The organism is Klebsiella sp. LY (assembly GCF_004010915.1).
GTDB classification, from domain to species: domain Bacteria; phylum Pseudomonadota; class Gammaproteobacteria; order Enterobacterales; family Enterobacteriaceae; genus Klebsiella; species Klebsiella quasipneumoniae.
Genome location: NZ_CP022444.1, coordinates 301,448 through 315,085, shown reverse-complemented (window position 1 = coordinate 315,085; position 13,638 = coordinate 301,448). Strand labels below are relative to the sequence as shown.

At 58.2% G+C, this 13,638-nt stretch carries 16 protein-coding genes; 3 read left to right on the top strand and 13 right to left on the bottom strand.

The features are described from left to right. Positions 1 to 44 precede the first annotated feature (44 nt). The 7 genes from CE636_RS04335 to CE636_RS04305 all read right to left on the bottom strand — a co-directional run bounded on the left by CE636_RS04335 (position 45) and on the right by CE636_RS04305 (position 7,072). Complete coding sequence (locus tag CE636_RS04335; protein WP_017899541.1) at positions 45 to 1,748, bottom strand: ABC transporter substrate-binding protein; 1,704 nt, start codon at positions 1,746 to 1,748, stop codon at positions 45 to 47. 148 nt (positions 1,749 to 1,896) lie between these two features. Then, positions 1,897 to 2,940: a methionine ABC transporter ATP-binding protein gene (locus tag CE636_RS04330; protein WP_017899540.1), complete on the bottom strand. Its 1,044-nt coding sequence runs from the start codon at positions 2,938 to 2,940 to the stop codon at positions 1,897 to 1,899. Between the two features lie 52 nt (positions 2,941 to 2,992). Continuing rightward, on the bottom strand, positions 2,993 to 3,769 hold the full coding sequence (locus tag CE636_RS04325; protein ID WP_017899539.1) for a MetQ/NlpA family ABC transporter substrate-binding protein: 777 nt from the start codon (positions 3,767 to 3,769) through the stop codon (positions 2,993 to 2,995). Positions 3,770 to 3,800: 31 nt separating this feature from the next. Further along, on the bottom strand, positions 3,801 to 4,475 hold the full coding sequence (locus CE636_RS04320) for a methionine ABC transporter permease (RefSeq protein ID WP_004202921.1): 675 nt from the start codon (positions 4,473 to 4,475) through the stop codon (positions 3,801 to 3,803). A gap of 1 nt (position 4,476) precedes the next feature. Continuing rightward, on the bottom strand, positions 4,477 to 5,703 hold the full coding sequence (locus tag CE636_RS04315) for an SfnB family sulfur acquisition oxidoreductase (protein WP_017899538.1): 1,227 nt from the start codon (positions 5,701 to 5,703) through the stop codon (positions 4,477 to 4,479). Between the two features lie 270 nt (positions 5,704 to 5,973). Continuing rightward, entirely contained in the window at positions 5,974 to 6,657 is a 684-nt protein-coding gene (locus CE636_RS04310) for a CatA-like O-acetyltransferase, family 1 (protein WP_004202919.1), read from the bottom strand. 31 nt (positions 6,658 to 6,688) lie between these two features. Further along, on the bottom strand, positions 6,689 to 7,072 hold the full coding sequence (locus CE636_RS04305) for a VOC family protein (protein WP_004202917.1): 384 nt from the start codon (positions 7,070 to 7,072) through the stop codon (positions 6,689 to 6,691). Between the two features lie 90 nt (positions 7,073 to 7,162). Here CE636_RS04305 and CE636_RS04300 point away from each other — a divergent pair, with 90 nt between their 5' ends. Further along, on the top strand, positions 7,163 to 7,933 hold the full coding sequence (locus CE636_RS04300) for a DeoR/GlpR family DNA-binding transcription regulator (protein ID WP_004202915.1): 771 nt from the start codon (positions 7,163 to 7,165) through the stop codon (positions 7,931 to 7,933). Positions 7,934 to 7,936: 3 nt separating this feature from the next. Here the strand turns inward: CE636_RS04300 and CE636_RS04295 are convergent, their stop codons facing one another. Then, complete coding sequence (locus CE636_RS04295) at positions 7,937 to 8,566, bottom strand: LysE family translocator (RefSeq protein WP_004202913.1); 630 nt, start codon at positions 8,564 to 8,566, stop codon at positions 7,937 to 7,939. A gap of 249 nt (positions 8,567 to 8,815) precedes the next feature. On the opposite strand from CE636_RS04295, the gene CE636_RS04290 reads away from it, so the two are divergent. Continuing rightward, complete coding sequence (locus CE636_RS04290) at positions 8,816 to 9,451, top strand: carbonic anhydrase (protein ID WP_004202911.1); 636 nt, start codon at positions 8,816 to 8,818, stop codon at positions 9,449 to 9,451. 47 nt (positions 9,452 to 9,498) lie between these two features. On the opposite strand, the gene CE636_RS04285 is transcribed toward CE636_RS04290, so the two are convergent. The 4 genes from CE636_RS04285 to CE636_RS04270 all read right to left on the bottom strand — a co-directional run bounded on the left by CE636_RS04285 (position 9,499) and on the right by CE636_RS04270 (position 12,158). Further along, entirely contained in the window at positions 9,499 to 10,515 is a 1,017-nt protein-coding gene (locus CE636_RS04285) for a zinc-dependent alcohol dehydrogenase family protein (RefSeq protein WP_017899537.1), read from the bottom strand. A 152-nt stretch (positions 10,516 to 10,667) separates the two neighbouring features. Next, positions 10,668 to 10,877 (bottom strand): YdgH/BhsA/McbA-like domain containing protein, encoded by a 210-nt coding sequence (locus tag CE636_RS04280; RefSeq protein ID WP_004202908.1) that lies wholly within the window; start codon positions 10,875 to 10,877, stop codon positions 10,668 to 10,670. A gap of 84 nt (positions 10,878 to 10,961) precedes the next feature. Further along, a complete protein-coding gene (locus CE636_RS04275) occupies positions 10,962 to 11,678 on the bottom strand; it encodes a hypothetical protein (protein WP_017899536.1) in 717 nt (238 codons plus the stop codon). A 45-nt stretch (positions 11,679 to 11,723) separates the two neighbouring features. Continuing rightward, entirely contained in the window at positions 11,724 to 12,158 is a 435-nt protein-coding gene (locus tag CE636_RS04270) for a winged helix-turn-helix domain-containing protein (protein WP_017899535.1), read from the bottom strand. Between the two features lie 400 nt (positions 12,159 to 12,558). On the opposite strand from CE636_RS04270, the gene CE636_RS28520 reads away from it, so the two are divergent. Next, the gene (locus CE636_RS28520; RefSeq protein ID WP_002907802.1) at positions 12,559 to 12,708 is read left to right on the top strand and encodes a hypothetical protein; all 150 of its coding nucleotides are present in this window, start codon (positions 12,559 to 12,561) and stop codon (positions 12,706 to 12,708) included. 87 nt (positions 12,709 to 12,795) lie between these two features. Here the strand turns inward: CE636_RS28520 and CE636_RS04265 are convergent, their stop codons facing one another. Beyond that, on the bottom strand, positions 12,796 to 13,632 hold the full coding sequence (locus tag CE636_RS04265) for an MBL fold metallo-hydrolase (RefSeq protein ID WP_025999172.1): 837 nt from the start codon (positions 13,630 to 13,632) through the stop codon (positions 12,796 to 12,798). Positions 13,633 to 13,638: the final 6 nt, after the last annotated feature.

Here is a 13,638-nt window from a genome sequence, read left to right as displayed (position 1 = left end):
GACGATCTCGCATCAGCCGCCGGTTAACCCGGCGGCCAGGGGATTTACTTAACGATTTTCACATCCGGCAGGCTGCCGGTCAGGCCGTTGTAGATATCTGGTTTAAAGCCGGTGACGCGGGCGCTGCTGGCGGAAAGGATGTTGCGATAGCCGAGCAGGATCACCGGCGGATCGTCGGCCAGCACTTTATACAGCTGGTGATAGATCGGCTTGCGCTTTTCGATGTCGAGCACCGCGTTGCCGGCGTTAATCAGCTTATCGACCTCCGCGTTGTGGTAGCCGGACTCTTTAGCTTCGCTGCTGTAGAAATCCCATACCCCGTCGTGCGGGTCGTTGAGAGTGCTGGTGCTGAACGAGGCGAGATCGTAATTTCCGGCTTTGCGCTGCGCCATCAGAGCGTTGAAATCCACCACCTGCGGTTTAAGCAGCACGCCGATCTGCCGCCAGTTCTCCTTGGCGATGGGGATCAACGCATCGTTGAGCACCTTCTTGCTCGCCAGCAGGGTTAGCTCCAGGCGCTGGCCCTCTTTGACGCGGATACCGTCGGCGCCAGCTTTCCAGCCGGCCTCATCCAGCAGCTTTTTCGCCTGCGCCGGATCGTAATGGTAAGGATTGACGCCTTCTGCGTTAAAGGCCCAGGAGATCGGGGCGATCGGCTCGATGGCGACTTTGCCGTACCCCTGGTAGACCACGTCGATCAGCTTCTGCCGGTCCAGGCCGTAAATCAGCGCCTGGCGCACCCGTTTATCCTGCAGCGCCGGACGATGAACGTTGAATTCCACCTGGCTGTAGTCGCTGGAGCCGTAAAGATTAATGTTGGCGAAGCCGAGCATCTTCAGCTGTTCGATATCGTCAGGACGCGAGGTAAAGGCGTCGTAGTCGGTCTCCCCGGTCTGGAACAACTGGAAGTTGGTCGACGGATTGGTCACGCGATAGATAAAGCGCGGCGTTGGCGGCGTCCCACGGTAAAAATGGCTATTGGCATGGAAGCGAATTTCCTGACCGGGAATATAGGTATCGTACACGTAAGGGCCGTTGCCCAGCGGCTTGCCGTGCAGTGAGCGCAGATAGTCGAGATGTCCCCGTTGATATCCTTTGCCGTACCAGGCTTTCGACAGCACTGGCCCGCCAATTTTGGCCAGCGTGGTGGCGCCTGGCTGGGTGGTGGTCACCTGAAGAGTGAGCGGGTCGATGACCTTCAGGCCGCTGACGCTGTCAGCCTTGCCGGCTTTGTATTCTGCGCCGCCAGCGATATTGGCCAGGGTGATGTCGGTATCGCCATCATATTTGGGGTCGAGCAGGACCGTCAGGGTAAAGGCGACATCTTCCGCCGTCAGCGGTGAACCATCGCTGAAGGTCAGACCAGGGCGCAATTTAATGGTATAGACTTTACTGTCCGGGCTGACCGTCCAGCTCTCCGCCAGCCCCGGGACCAGTTTGCCCTGGCTGTCCCAGTCGATCAGGCGTGAAAAAATGACGTTCGTGACGTTCTCATCCCAGCCGTTGACGAAAAAGTAGGGGTTAAAGATCCCCTGCGGCTCGGAGATCCCGGCTACCACCGTGTCTTTGCGCAGCTTGGCGCTGGCCGGGATCTGACTGGCGTCAGTGGCCGGGGTGATGCCTTCTTTCAGGAGACCCTCAGCAAAGACAGCAGAAGAAAATGCTACCACGCCGCCGAGCAGGGCCACTTTTAGCGCCAGGGCGAAGCGGGTTTTTTGGGTTTTTAATCCTTGTTGTAATCTGGACAAAAGTGCTACCTCATCAAGTGATTGCGTGGTGATTTACAATTCATGACGAAAGATAAGAGGCGCACTTCGCCCTGTCTAACACTGAAACGCTATGATTTATAACCAATTATCCTTAGCAAAGGATCGGAAATATAATTCCATTCTATGGCTATGGCGCAGTGGTTTCCGCTGTCTGAAGAGGGTGGGTCAAAATGCTGTCCGCGACCCAGCCATCCTGCACCAGCGCGCTGGCGGCCAGCGGCCCGCTCAGCCGGACCTGCAGCTGGCCGATGACCCGGCCCTGGATACGCTCGCAGTTGCTGTACAGCAGGCGGGCGTCGCCCCCCAGCAGGCTGGCGATATGCTGCAGATTGGGTTCGCGACCGCTGCTGCCGTCAAACCGTAAGGTCACGATCTGCTCGCCGTCGCGCAGCGATGGCCTGGCCTCCGGGCGATCGGGGTGCTGCAGGCCGAGCATAGCGCGCGTCACCGGATGTTGCGGGTTGCCAAACACGCGCCAGACCTCCCCCTGTTCGACAATGCGTCCGCCTTCGAGCACGCTGACCCGATCGCAGAGGGTGCGAATAACCTCCATTTCGTGAGTGATCAGCACGATAGTCAGCCCCAGGCGCTGGTTAATCTCCTTCAGCAGGGTTAACACCGACAAGGTGTTTTCCGGATCCAGCGCCGAAGTTGCCTCATCGCACAGCAGAATTTCCGGTTGAGTGACCAGCGCCCGGGCGATGCCGGTTCGCTGTTTCTGGCCGCCGGAAAGGCGGGCAGGGTAGCTGTCGCGCAGGGCGCTGAGGCCCACCAGCTCAAGCATTTCCGTAACCCGCCGCTGACGTTCGCCGGCCGGGATGCCAGCCATCTTCAGCGGCAGCGCAATATTCTGCGCCACGGTTTTGGTGGCCATCAGATTAAAGTGCTGAAAAATCATCGCCACCCGCCGACGCAGGTCGCGCAGCTGGCGCGTGGAGTAGCGAACGGTCGACTCGCCGTGGATGAACATCTCGCCGCTATCGGCACTTTCCAGGCGATTAAACAGGCGCAGCAGGGTGGATTTTCCGGCGCCGCTGCGGCCGATGATGCCGAAAATTTCGCCCTGACGGATGGTCAGGTCAATGTCCTGTAGCGCCTGCACGCCGTTAGGATAGGCTTTGCTGATACCAGCAAACTCAATATGGATCGGTGGGGCGGGGATATGCGTCACGATGATGCGCTCCGTTAGCCCGGGCAGCGGCTGTCGCCGCTGCCCGCGGTGATTAAAATCCGGGTAAAATTTTGCCCTGATAACGCGTCAGAATGAACTGACGAACGGCGTCCGAATGCAGCGCTTGCGCCAGTTTCTGAATGCCCGGGTCCTGAATATTGTCCGGACGCGCCACCAGATATTCGACGTACAGATCGCTGCCTTTTTCCACCAGCAACGCTTTATCGGTGTCGATACCGGCCTCCAGCGCATAGTTGGCAAAGATAAAGGCGAGGTCGACCTGCTTCACCGCCCGCGCCAGCATGGCGCCCTCCAGTTCGCGGATTTTAAAGTGATGCGGGTTGCTGGTAATGTCCTTCGTTGCCGATTGCGGATTGTGCGGATCCTTGAGGGTAATCAGCCCGGCGTTGCTTAACATCACCAGCGCGCGTCCAGTGTTCACCGGATCGTTAGGAATGGCGATCGTCGCCCCGTCAGGCACCGCGGTGAGACTCGTGTATTTGCTGGAGTAGGCGCCGAAAGGTTCGATATGCACCCCGACCACCGGAACAAGGTTGGTATGCCGGGTCTGGTTGTAGTTATCGAGAAACGGACGGTACTGGTAGTAGTTAGCGTCGAGGTGTTTCTCCGCCAGCTGCTGATTGGGCTGTATAAAATCGTTAAATACTTTGATCTGTAAATCGACGCCTTCCTTTGCCAACACGGGCTTCACAAACTCCAGGATTTCCGCATGCGGTACCGGCGTGGCGCCGACGATCAGCGTCTCGTTAGCCATTGCTGTGGTGGAGAAGAGGGCCAGAAGTCCGGCGGCGATAATGGATTTTTTCATGATAGTGATTCCTGAAACCTGGAAGGGTAAGTTATTTGCGGCTGACGTAGCGCACCAGGCGGTCGCCGCTCATTTGCAGAAGCTGTACCAGCGCAATCAGCATCAGGACGGTGACCACCATCACGTCAGTCTGAAAGCGCTGATAACCAAAACGAATGGCCAGATCGCCCAGCCCACCGCCGCCAATCACCCCCGCCATCGAGGTGTAGTCGACCAGCAAAATGGCCGTCACGGTCACAGCGGCGATCAGCCCGGCCCGCGACTCCGGTAACAGCGTGTGCCAGATAAGCTGCCAGGTGCTGCCGCCCATCGACCAGCTGGCCTCCACCAGGCCGTGCTCCACCTCGCGCAGAGCGGTTTCCACCAGCCGGGCGAAGAACGGGGCGCAGCCGGCGACCAGCGGCGGAATGGTTCCTTCCACCCCCAGCGAGGTGCCGGTCAGCAACGTGGTCAACGGGATCATAACAATGAGTAAAATGATGAACGGCAGGGAGCGCAGCACGTTGACGCACAATGACAACAGGCGGTAAAGACGCGGGGCGTACAGCAAACGCGGCTCGCCGGTGAGATAGAGTACGATCCCCAGCGGAAGGCCCAGCAGCACGGTCCAGCCCAGCGACCAGGCCAGCATGGTGAGGGTATCGAGGGCGGCCTGGGCCACATCGCTCCAGTCGATTTGTGCGAAAAATGCCAGCAGACTCGTCATATCAGTTCCAGTCATGTCGTTGCGGACGAATACCGTTCAGCACCCAGTTTCCGAGCAGCTGATACTTCCAGCGTACCGGGTCGTGCAGGGTGTGCACCCGGGCATTGCGCCAGTGGCGGTCGAGGTTGAGCGACTCACCGGTAGCCCGCGTGCCCCCCAGCTCAAACAGGCGGCTGGCGGCCTCCAGCGCCACTTCAGTGGTCCAGATTTTGGCGCGGGCGACGGCCAGCGATGCCTCGGCGACATGTTCCTCACTGAGGTCATTTTTATAGCGGTCGAGCACCCGTCCGGCCCGCTCCAGCAGCGCGTCGGCAGCGGCAAGACGGCTATCCAGCTGACCGATATGGTAGATAGTCAGCGGGTCGTCACTGGCTCGCGCCACACCGGCGTCGATCCACGGTCGGGCGCTGTTGCGCACGAACGCCACGGTATCGTCCAGCGCCGCGCGGGCGATACCGGCGTCTATCGCCGCGGTGGTCAACTGGGCAAAGGGGCCGGCAAGGGTCGGGCTGGCGTAGGACTTCCACGTTGGGAAAAGGTGGAAGGGATTGACCGGAAGATTATCGGCCAGTACGGTGCCGCTGGCGGTAGTTCGCTGACCGAGGCACGCCCAGTCATCGACCACCGTCAGCCCCGGGCTGTTCTGTGGCACAAAGGCGAGCTGGGCGCGATCGTCAGCATCCAGCGCCAGAATGCCAATCCAGTGGGCATACAGTGATCCGGTGCAATAGCCTTTACGGCCATTGATCCGCAGCCCCTCGGCGCCTTGCACGATACGGGTACGAATATCGAGGACCGTTTTCCCCCCGGTTTCCGACAGGGCATTGGCGAAGCGATAGCCTTGCAGTACCTGGGCGAAAAAAAACGCCTGCTGGTCGTCGCTGCCCTGCAGACGAATATCTTCCAGCAGGCAATAGTGGTTCTGGGGAATCTGACCTAACGATGGATCGGCCGCGGAAAGAATGGCAATGACCTGCGCCAGGGTCGCGGCCGAGACCTCGGCGCCGCCAAAGCGGCGCGGCACCGTAATACCCCACAGCCCGCTGTTGGAGTAGGTGTTGACGATCTCCACCGGGACGATACCCGTGCGGTCGCGCTCGGCGGCGCCGGGTTTGAGCACGGCGGCGATCTCATCGGCGATGGCGAGGGCTTCCGCATCGCTGGCAATAATATGCGCCTGCGGCGAGGACTGGGTGTAAGGCAGAGCGGGTGAACTGGCTGACATCATCTTCTCTCTTATTCAGTGAATAGCTTATGCGTAAATTGGATAAATAAATTATTCATAATGCCCATGGGTTATATGTATGAGTAAGCAAAACACGTGCCAGCGAGAGAGGAAGGCAGGTTGGCGATATTTAGCGGGGTGGCTATGTCTGCTGACGGAGCGGACTGCTGCAAATGCAGCGCGCTTTTGCGCTGCCTGTTGCAAAGGCGACAGTTAGGGAAAAGCGACCTCCGGACAGAGGGAAGACTGCCCGGCGGTGAGTGTGGCGAGTTCTCAGCGATCCTTCGCCGTAGGGGGGAGCAGTGAGGGGGCGGTCGCGGTTAGCGGCTGCCAGAGCCGCTCGGGGTCACGAAACCCCGCTTCGACGAGGGCATAAAAGCGGCTGGCATGGAGACCATCGACGAAGGCATGGTTAAATCGCCCGGCTACCGGGATCACGCCGTTCTGCAGTTTCCCCCAGGTGAGCGCAGGAACCGCGGCGCCCACCGCGTATTCCGCATGGGTCATCGAAGTAAAGTGGAGCCACGGCAGACAGCTGGCGCAGATAAAATGTTCGCCATCGACGATGAGCGGCGCCGGCGATGTCTCTCTTGCCGCGACGATCTTCGGCGTTGCCGCGGCGCTGAAGGCGGTGAACTCGGCAGCGTTGTCGCACCATACCTGGCGGAAGCCCTCCTCGACGGTCATCACCGGCGTCATGACCGCCAGGCTGTCATATTCAATCACCTCGCCATCGCGCACGCGCTGCCGGAGCTGCGGCACCCCGTTGGCCGCGCGCAGCAGGGCATAGAGCGCGAGCTGAAAAAATGAGACCCGCCGGTCCTTCGCACATTCGTACAGGCGCTGCGCCTCTATCGGAACGCAGAGATTAAAGCTGGGGTTGGCAAATTGTCGGTAAAAGGTGAAATGGTCCCGGCGGGGCCAGGCCGCTGTGTCGATGATCCGGTAACGTGCCATGGATGCCTCCTTATAGCTGGCGGTCTACTGACTATGCGACGATTTCAATCAGGTTGCCATCGGGATCGGCGATCACCGCCTCATAATAGCCGTCGCCGGTGGTGCGCGGGGGTGAAACCAGTATTCCCGCCGCTCCGGCGCGTTGGGCAAGGGCATCGACCTGTTCTGCGCCGCCCACCGAGAGGGCCAGATGCGCCCAGCCGGTATGGTTATTATCCGCGCTGGCCTGCTGCAGGCCAGGCTTGGTCATCAGCTCGATCACTACTTCGTCGTCGATGGTGACAAAATAGGAGGCAAATCCGGGGTTGGTCTGGCTGAGGTATTTTTCATTAATACTGGCGGCAAAGAACTCGACCCAGAAGCGGGCCTGAGCCTCAAGCTGTTGGGTCCACAGAGCGAAATGGGCAATTTTCATGGTAAACCTCCGGGCAGGAACATTGACAAACACAGCAGGGCAGACGATCATGCTTACTGTTGCTCGTTTATGATTATTTAAGGAGTTGCTTTGCTCGATTATGCTGCTTTTCCCCAACAGCGACAAGCGCTGATTTGCCAGATCCTGCAGGAAAACGGCAGGGTGGTGTGTGCGGATCTGGCGGCGCGTCTTCAGGTGTCTGAGCATACTATCCGCCGCGATCTGCATGAGCTTAGCCGCGAAGGCGTCTGTAAAAAAGTCTACGGCGGGGCGGTGTTGAGCCTGCCGGAAGCGGGAGACTACAGTGAACGGAAAGATAAAAACCGAGCAACAAAACTCAGGATCGCGCAGCAGTGCGCCCGGCTGGTGAAACCCGGCGGCACTATTTTCATTGATACCGGCACCACCAATCTGGCGATGGCCGAGGCGCTGCCCGCCGAGCTTGCGCTGACGGTGGTGACGAACTCTCCGGAGATCGCCGCGGTGCTGGTGAAAAAGCCGCTCTACGACGTGGTGATGCTCGGCGGTCAGGTGCAGCGGGCGAGCGGGGGCTGCGTTGGGGCCGCGGCGGTGGCTCAGGTGCAGGGGATGTTATTCGACCAGGGGTTTATCGGCGGCTGCGCCATGGCGCCAGAGTCAGGCCTGACCGGCTTTGACTATGCCGACTGTGAGTTTAAGAAAGCGGTGATTAAGCAGTGCAGCGAAATTATCATCGGCCTGACCTCGGATAAAATTCCGGCGGTGGCGCGGTTCGTGGTGGCCGCGAGCAGCGATATCGATGTGCTGGTGGTGGAGGAGAATATTAGTCGCGAATATCGCGTTGCCTTTCAGCAACACGATATCCGTATCCATACCGTGTAGCCGCTAGCGGGTGAGTGAGGTCGCGATAAGCCGCAGGCCCAGCGCCCCCAGCACCGTCGCGGTGGCGATATCGATTCGGCGCTTCAACCGCAGGTAGACCCGACGCGGGCGATCGGCGGAGAGCACCAGCGCCACCAGTGAATACCAGCTAACGTCAATCAGAAAACTCATCAGCGGCACGATGTAATAGAACGCGGTGGGGATCTGCGTCGGCAGCAGGGCGGTAAAAATCGAGGCAAACACCAGCGCGGTTTTGGGATTGCTCAGCTGGGTATACAGCCCGTCGCGGAAGGTCTTCAGCAACGAACGGTTGCCGGCCATACCGCTGGCGGAAAAATCCATCGGCTGCGCCGAACCGCGGAAAATCTTATAGCCCAGCCATAACAGGTAGAGCCCGCCCGCTACTTTCAAGCCAATAAACAGCTCTGGCACCGCGGTGAGCACCTTCTGCAGGCCCAGCATCGCCATAATAGAAAAAATGGCGGCGCCGGCGCCGGTGCCGAGGGCGGTCACCAGACCGTGCAGGCGCGAGCGGGCGACCGCATTGCGCGCGACAAAAATAAAGCTCGGGCCGGGACTGATCACGCCCATGATCAGCACCGCGGCAATGGCCATCAGGCTGGATAAGAACATAGCAACTCCTGGTGTGTTCGCCGCCGTCAGGCGGTCGGCAACATGGGGACGGTACGAGCAGACAGAGTAGCAAACTGGCTCAGGAAAGCACGTGAAAACCCTGTGGAATAGGCGAGGCTGAATGGGCATCCGCGGCGCGCGTTTTCTGCGCAACTGTTTGAATAACGATTCCCATTCTTGTCAGCAATGGTAAACTGAATAACTGTGATCTTTGTCATACCGTAATAACTACAGAGAAGAGACACTGCTATGCAACATATCATTGAGGGCTTCCTCAACTTCCAGAAAGAGATCTTCCCCCAGCGTAAAGAGCTCTTCCGCAGCCTGGCTTCCAGCCAGAATCCCAAAGCGCTTTTCATCTCCTGCTCTGACAGCCGTCTGGTGCCGGAACTGGTTACCCAGCAGGAGCCGGGACAGCTCTTTGTTATTCGTAATGCCGGGAATATCGTGCCGTCTTTCGGGCCGGAGCCGGGCGGTGTATCCGCGACCATTGAGTATGCCGTGGTTGCGCTGGGCGTGACTGATATCGTGATCTGCGGCCACTCAAACTGCGGGGCGATGAAAGCGATCGCCACCTGCCAGTGCCTGGAGCCGATGCCGGCGGTGTCTCACTGGCTGCGCTACGCTGATGCTGCGAAAGCGGTGGTGGAAAAGAAAACCTGGGCCAGCGAAACCGATAAGGTCAACGGCATGGTGCAGGAAAACGTCATCGCTCAGCTGAACAACATCAAAACCCACCCGTCGGTGGCCGTCGGCCTGCGCGACCATACCCTGCGCCTGCACGGCTGGTTCTACGACATTGAAAGCGGCGAGATTCAGGCGCTGGATAAAAACACGAAATCCTTTGTTTCGCTGTCGGACAATCCGGACGTCTTTTTCGAATAAAGCCGTTCTCAGGGCACGGAGGCCCTGTTCATCTCATCTCCTCACCCCTACCACTCCACGCAAATTTTGCCGAAATGGGCGCCGCTTTGCAGATAGCGGAAGGCGTCTGGTAAGGCCGCAAAATCAAACACTTTATCGATGACCGGCCGCGACGCCTGCAGGTTCAGCGCGTTGACGTAGTCCTGTTGTTGCCGGCGATGACCCACCACTAGCCCCTGCAACCGGGCCTGTTTACTCATCAGCAGATGGGTGGGCACATGACCTTCGAAGCCAGTCAGGACGCCGATGAGGGCGATGTGTCCGCCAACACGGACGGCTTCGAACGACTGGCTCAGGGTGCCCGGTCCGCCGAGCTCGAGGATAATATCGGCCCCGCGATGACCGGTGATGTCCTGCACCGTAGCACCCCACGCCGGGGTGGTGCGGTAATTGATGAGATGGTCAGCCCCCAGGGCGCGCGCGCGGGCGAGCTTTTCATCTGATGAGGAGGTGACGATGACCTGCGCGCCCATGCTTTTCGCCAGCTGCAGGGCGGTTATCGACACGCCGCCGGTGCCGAGCGTCAGCACCGTATCGCCCGCTTTTAGCCGCCCCTCCACCACCAGCGCGCGCCAGGCGGTGAGGCCGGAGGTGGTGATAGTCGCCGCTTCCCTGAAGCTCCATCCGCCAGGCGCATGGGTAAAATGGCTGGCCGGTCTGACCACATACTGGCAGGCAAACCCCTCGGCGCCGTCGCCCGGGGTCTGGCTGAAGTCCTTCACCTGCGGGCCAGGACGGCCATCCAGCCACTGCGGGAAAAAGCCAGCCACCACCCGGTCGCCTGGCTGAAACTCGCTGACTCCGGCGCCAACCGCTTCGACCACCCCCGCGCCGTCCGCCATCAGGATCCGCCGATCGGCGGTGGGAATCACCCCCGTCGCTACCAGCAAATCGTGATAATTCAGGGAGGTGGCGTGGAGCGCTACGCGGATCTCGCCTGCCGCCGGCGCGCCGGGGTCGGCAAGATCGACAAGCTGCAGATTGTCCAGTGAACCGGGTTTGTTGACGATCCAGGCTTTCATCATCGGGTTCTCTTTTCCGGGGGATACGGTAAGTATTGGCCCGGAATTGGCTGAACGCCACAGCGCGCCGCTCAGGAAATCACTGCCCGGAGAAAGAGGCGAAAAAAAAGCGCCGTTTTTGACGGCGCTTTTTTCATTGCGAAAGAACGAAGAGATTATTTGCTCAGCTCAGCCGTCATATGGACGCGATTATTAAACTGGGCGCTGGTGATTTTATAGGACGCACCCTGCTCAGCGGCCTGGGCGGCGATTTTGGCTTCAGCACGGTCCAGGGTGGAGGCGGTGGCGCTGACGCTCTGGGCGAAGCTAACGGAAGAGAACAGTGACAGTGCAGCAACAGCAACGAAAGTTTTGATGGATTTCATGGTCGTATTCCTTAATCTGGTGTCTGATATAGAGCTTGTCGCCCTGATGTGATAAAGAATACGCGCAATACCTCGTGGTTAAAATCAAAACAATTTGCGAAACTCATTCAAATTATATGAATGATTTTCGGCCGGTCGCGATGCGGCACGTCGTTGCCGGGCTGGCCGTACTCCTGGTCTATAGCAGCTGAGATCGGCGCAGAGGTGGCTAAACGTGGCCTCCGCGGTCATAAAATGATGAAAATGAGTATGGCTGACGAGGCGAAAATTCATTTTGATCCGCTCCAGTCCGTTATAAACCCGCTTGCGATTAACCCCCAGCGCGTCCGCCATCTGATTAATTGACTGTCCGTCGACCACGCCACGAATCATCTGCATCTCCAGGTCATTAAGTGGGGCTCGCAGCCGGGAGGAGTGACTCTGACGCTGATGGCGCGGCGCGAAAGGGCGGCTACGGTCTGCCAGCCGGCGCAGAAGGCGGCCGATCTCGTGAACGCTTTCCCGTTGGCTGACCCACAGGAGGGTATCCGCGTAAAAGGCGCGTCCGCGTCTCACATTGTTGGCGGAGGTAAATCCGACCACCAGACCGGGATAGCGCTGGGCTAATTCAGCAGCGGCCTGATAATCGTGATAGTTTTCCAGCGCTAAAATAATTACATCCATCCCGGCCAGATCGGGCAGATGGCTGAGCGGCAGTGAATGAATAATATTCAGACCGGGCAGGGTTTCCTGAATATCTCTGAAACACTGGGCGAGGCCGATATTAAAATAAATATTATTGCTGTGAATTAAAATATTCAAAGAATAAATCCTGTTGCAAGCGATCTAAACGGCGTGGAGAGGAGATTAGTTGCGAACCAGGAGCTTATTCATATCAGCAGGCGAGTTATTTATATAATTCATCATGCCCGGCGGTTTGAAGGAATAAATTTCGGCTACGCAAGCAGGGTTAATATAATACCCTGCGCATTTAACGCGGACAATTAACGTGCTTTCGACCCCCGCCTGGTTTAAGCGAGATTTTAGGGTCTGGATAACCTGCCATAATCGCTGCGCGGACGGACGGAGATTATTTTTTTCCCAGACGTTAATCATTAACTCTTCATCGCTGACCAGACGTTCTCTGCCATGCGCCAGCAAATACTCCAGTAAACAAGCCATGGTGCTGCGCAGCTGAACCTGCGTTCGCGTCCCACGTAACGCGATAATTTCCCGATGATGCAGGCAGTAGAAAATATTATCCGCTAACTTATAGCCAAGTAGTTTATAGCCTGTAGTCATCCACCACTCCCTGACAAATCCCCGTATTGCCGGTGCAGAGTAACCGCCTGCGGCGGTCTGACCAAGTGAATTTTATTAGCTAGAATAATCAAAACAATTAACCACATTAGCATACATAACTAGAATAAAAATCTGATAATATTGCCCTCTTCTGTTGGATTATGTGGTATAGGAAAAGTCTTAATCAAGCGGTGGCCGAAGTTAAACGGTTGAAAATATAGGTGGCGAAATCAAAAAATCGCACTTACATTGATCTAGATCAATTTAATACCTTTCAGATGGCAATCACCATTTACATAGCAAAACAAAGATTGAAATAACTACGTTTAAGCGGTGATAAGCTGATTCTGAACTTATGGAATTACCCAGGGAACTGTTCATTACTTTCAGGAGCGTTTTTATGGTCATTGCAACTCGTAAGCCTCTGTGCAACAAACGCTGGTCCGCCAGCCCGGCCTCTCAGGATCTTCAGTTGACCCAGCTGCGTCACCCATGGGTCGCCACCAAAGCCAGCTGCAAAAGTAAAAAAGGCTGGAAGAGCCGCGGTTAACGGCTAGTCCACTTCCCCAGACACCACGCCCCGGTCGCGTTAATGTCACGACCGGGGTTTCGCTGTGATCGGTGTTCGCCGCGAAGGTCACACCGGGCGCAGGCAGTAGCCTGAGGCGGTATTCTCCACGCGGGCGAAACCCGGCAGGCCAAGATGCATACCGGCGATGAGCCACCGTTCGCGGGCGGCCTGGCGCAGCAGACTTTCCCGTGTATGCCGGGCCTGGTCAGGATCGACGTCAAATGCCACCGACACATCTGGCCGGGCGCTCTGGATCGAGGGAAAGTGGACGATATCCCCCCATATTAGCAGCGACGTTCCGCCCGCCTCAAGGCGATATCCGGTATGCCCTGGCGTATGCCCGGGCAGGGGACATGGCCGGATCCCGGCTACCGGCTCGTCTTCATCAATATCACGAATTTGCGTCGCGCAGATCGCCATTATGCGGCGGACGAGCAGCACGTTACGTTGTCCACGATCGCTGGCGTTGTCCAGTGTCGATGGCGCCAGCCAGTAAGCGCTTTCCCGCGAGGGCAGGAACACCATGGCGTTGGGATAAGCCGGTGTACCGGCGGCGGTCAGCAGGCCGCCGATATGGTCCGGGTGCGCGTGGGTGAGAAGGATGGTGTCAATTTCCTCAGGGCGCACGCCGAGCAGCGCCAGATTGGCAATAAGCGCGCCGCCGACGCCGTTGGCCCCGCCGGTGCCGGTATCCACTAGCAGCGTGTGCCCGCGTCCGCGGATCAGGTAAGCGCCGATCTCGATGGCCTCCGCCGAGGTTAACCCGGCCTGGCGCTGCAGACGCGCCGCCTCTTCAGGGGCGATCCCCGCGAGTAGCGTCAGCGGCGCTGTCATCTGACCATCACTGATGGCGCTTATCGTCAGGTCGCCTGCTGTCAGGGTATAAAAGGGAGCAGGTGTCATGTTGAC

What these genes read in the sequence shown, in the direction of transcription:
- CE636_RS04325 (WP_017899539.1), bottom strand. Translation starts at nt 3,769, where the DNA reads ATGAAAAAATCCATTATCGCCGCCGGACTTCTGGCCCTCTTCTCCACC.
- CE636_RS04320 (WP_004202921.1), bottom strand. Translation starts at nt 4,475, where the DNA reads ATGACGAGTCTGCTGGCATTTTTCGCACAAATCGACTGGAGCGATGTG.
- CE636_RS04315 (WP_017899538.1), bottom strand. Translation starts at nt 5,703, where the DNA reads ATGATGTCAGCCAGTTCACCCGCTCTGCCTTACACCCAGTCCTCGCCG.
- CE636_RS04310 (WP_004202919.1), bottom strand. Translation starts at nt 6,657, where the DNA reads ATGGCACGTTACCGGATCATCGACACAGCGGCCTGGCCCCGCCGGGAC.
- CE636_RS04305 (WP_004202917.1), bottom strand. Translation starts at nt 7,072, where the DNA reads ATGAAAATTGCCCATTTCGCTCTGTGGACCCAACAGCTTGAGGCTCAG.
- CE636_RS04295 (WP_004202913.1), bottom strand. Translation starts at nt 8,566, where the DNA reads ATGTTCTTATCCAGCCTGATGGCCATTGCCGCGGTGCTGATCATGGGC.
- CE636_RS04290 (WP_004202911.1), top strand. Translation starts at nt 8,816, where the DNA reads ATGCAACATATCATTGAGGGCTTCCTCAACTTCCAGAAAGAGATCTTC.
- CE636_RS04285 (WP_017899537.1), bottom strand. Translation starts at nt 10,515, where the DNA reads ATGATGAAAGCCTGGATCGTCAACAAACCCGGTTCACTGGACAATCTG.
- CE636_RS04280 (WP_004202908.1), bottom strand. Translation starts at nt 10,877, where the DNA reads ATGAAATCCATCAAAACTTTCGTTGCTGTTGCTGCACTGTCACTGTTC.
- CE636_RS04270 (WP_017899535.1), bottom strand. Translation starts at nt 12,158, where the DNA reads ATGACTACAGGCTATAAACTACTTGGCTATAAGTTAGCGGATAATATT.
- CE636_RS28520 (WP_002907802.1), top strand. Translation starts at nt 12,559, where the DNA reads ATGGTCATTGCAACTCGTAAGCCTCTGTGCAACAAACGCTGGTCCGCC.
- CE636_RS04265 (WP_025999172.1), bottom strand. Translation starts at nt 13,632, where the DNA reads ATGACACCTGCTCCCTTTTATACCCTGACAGCAGGCGACCTGACGATA.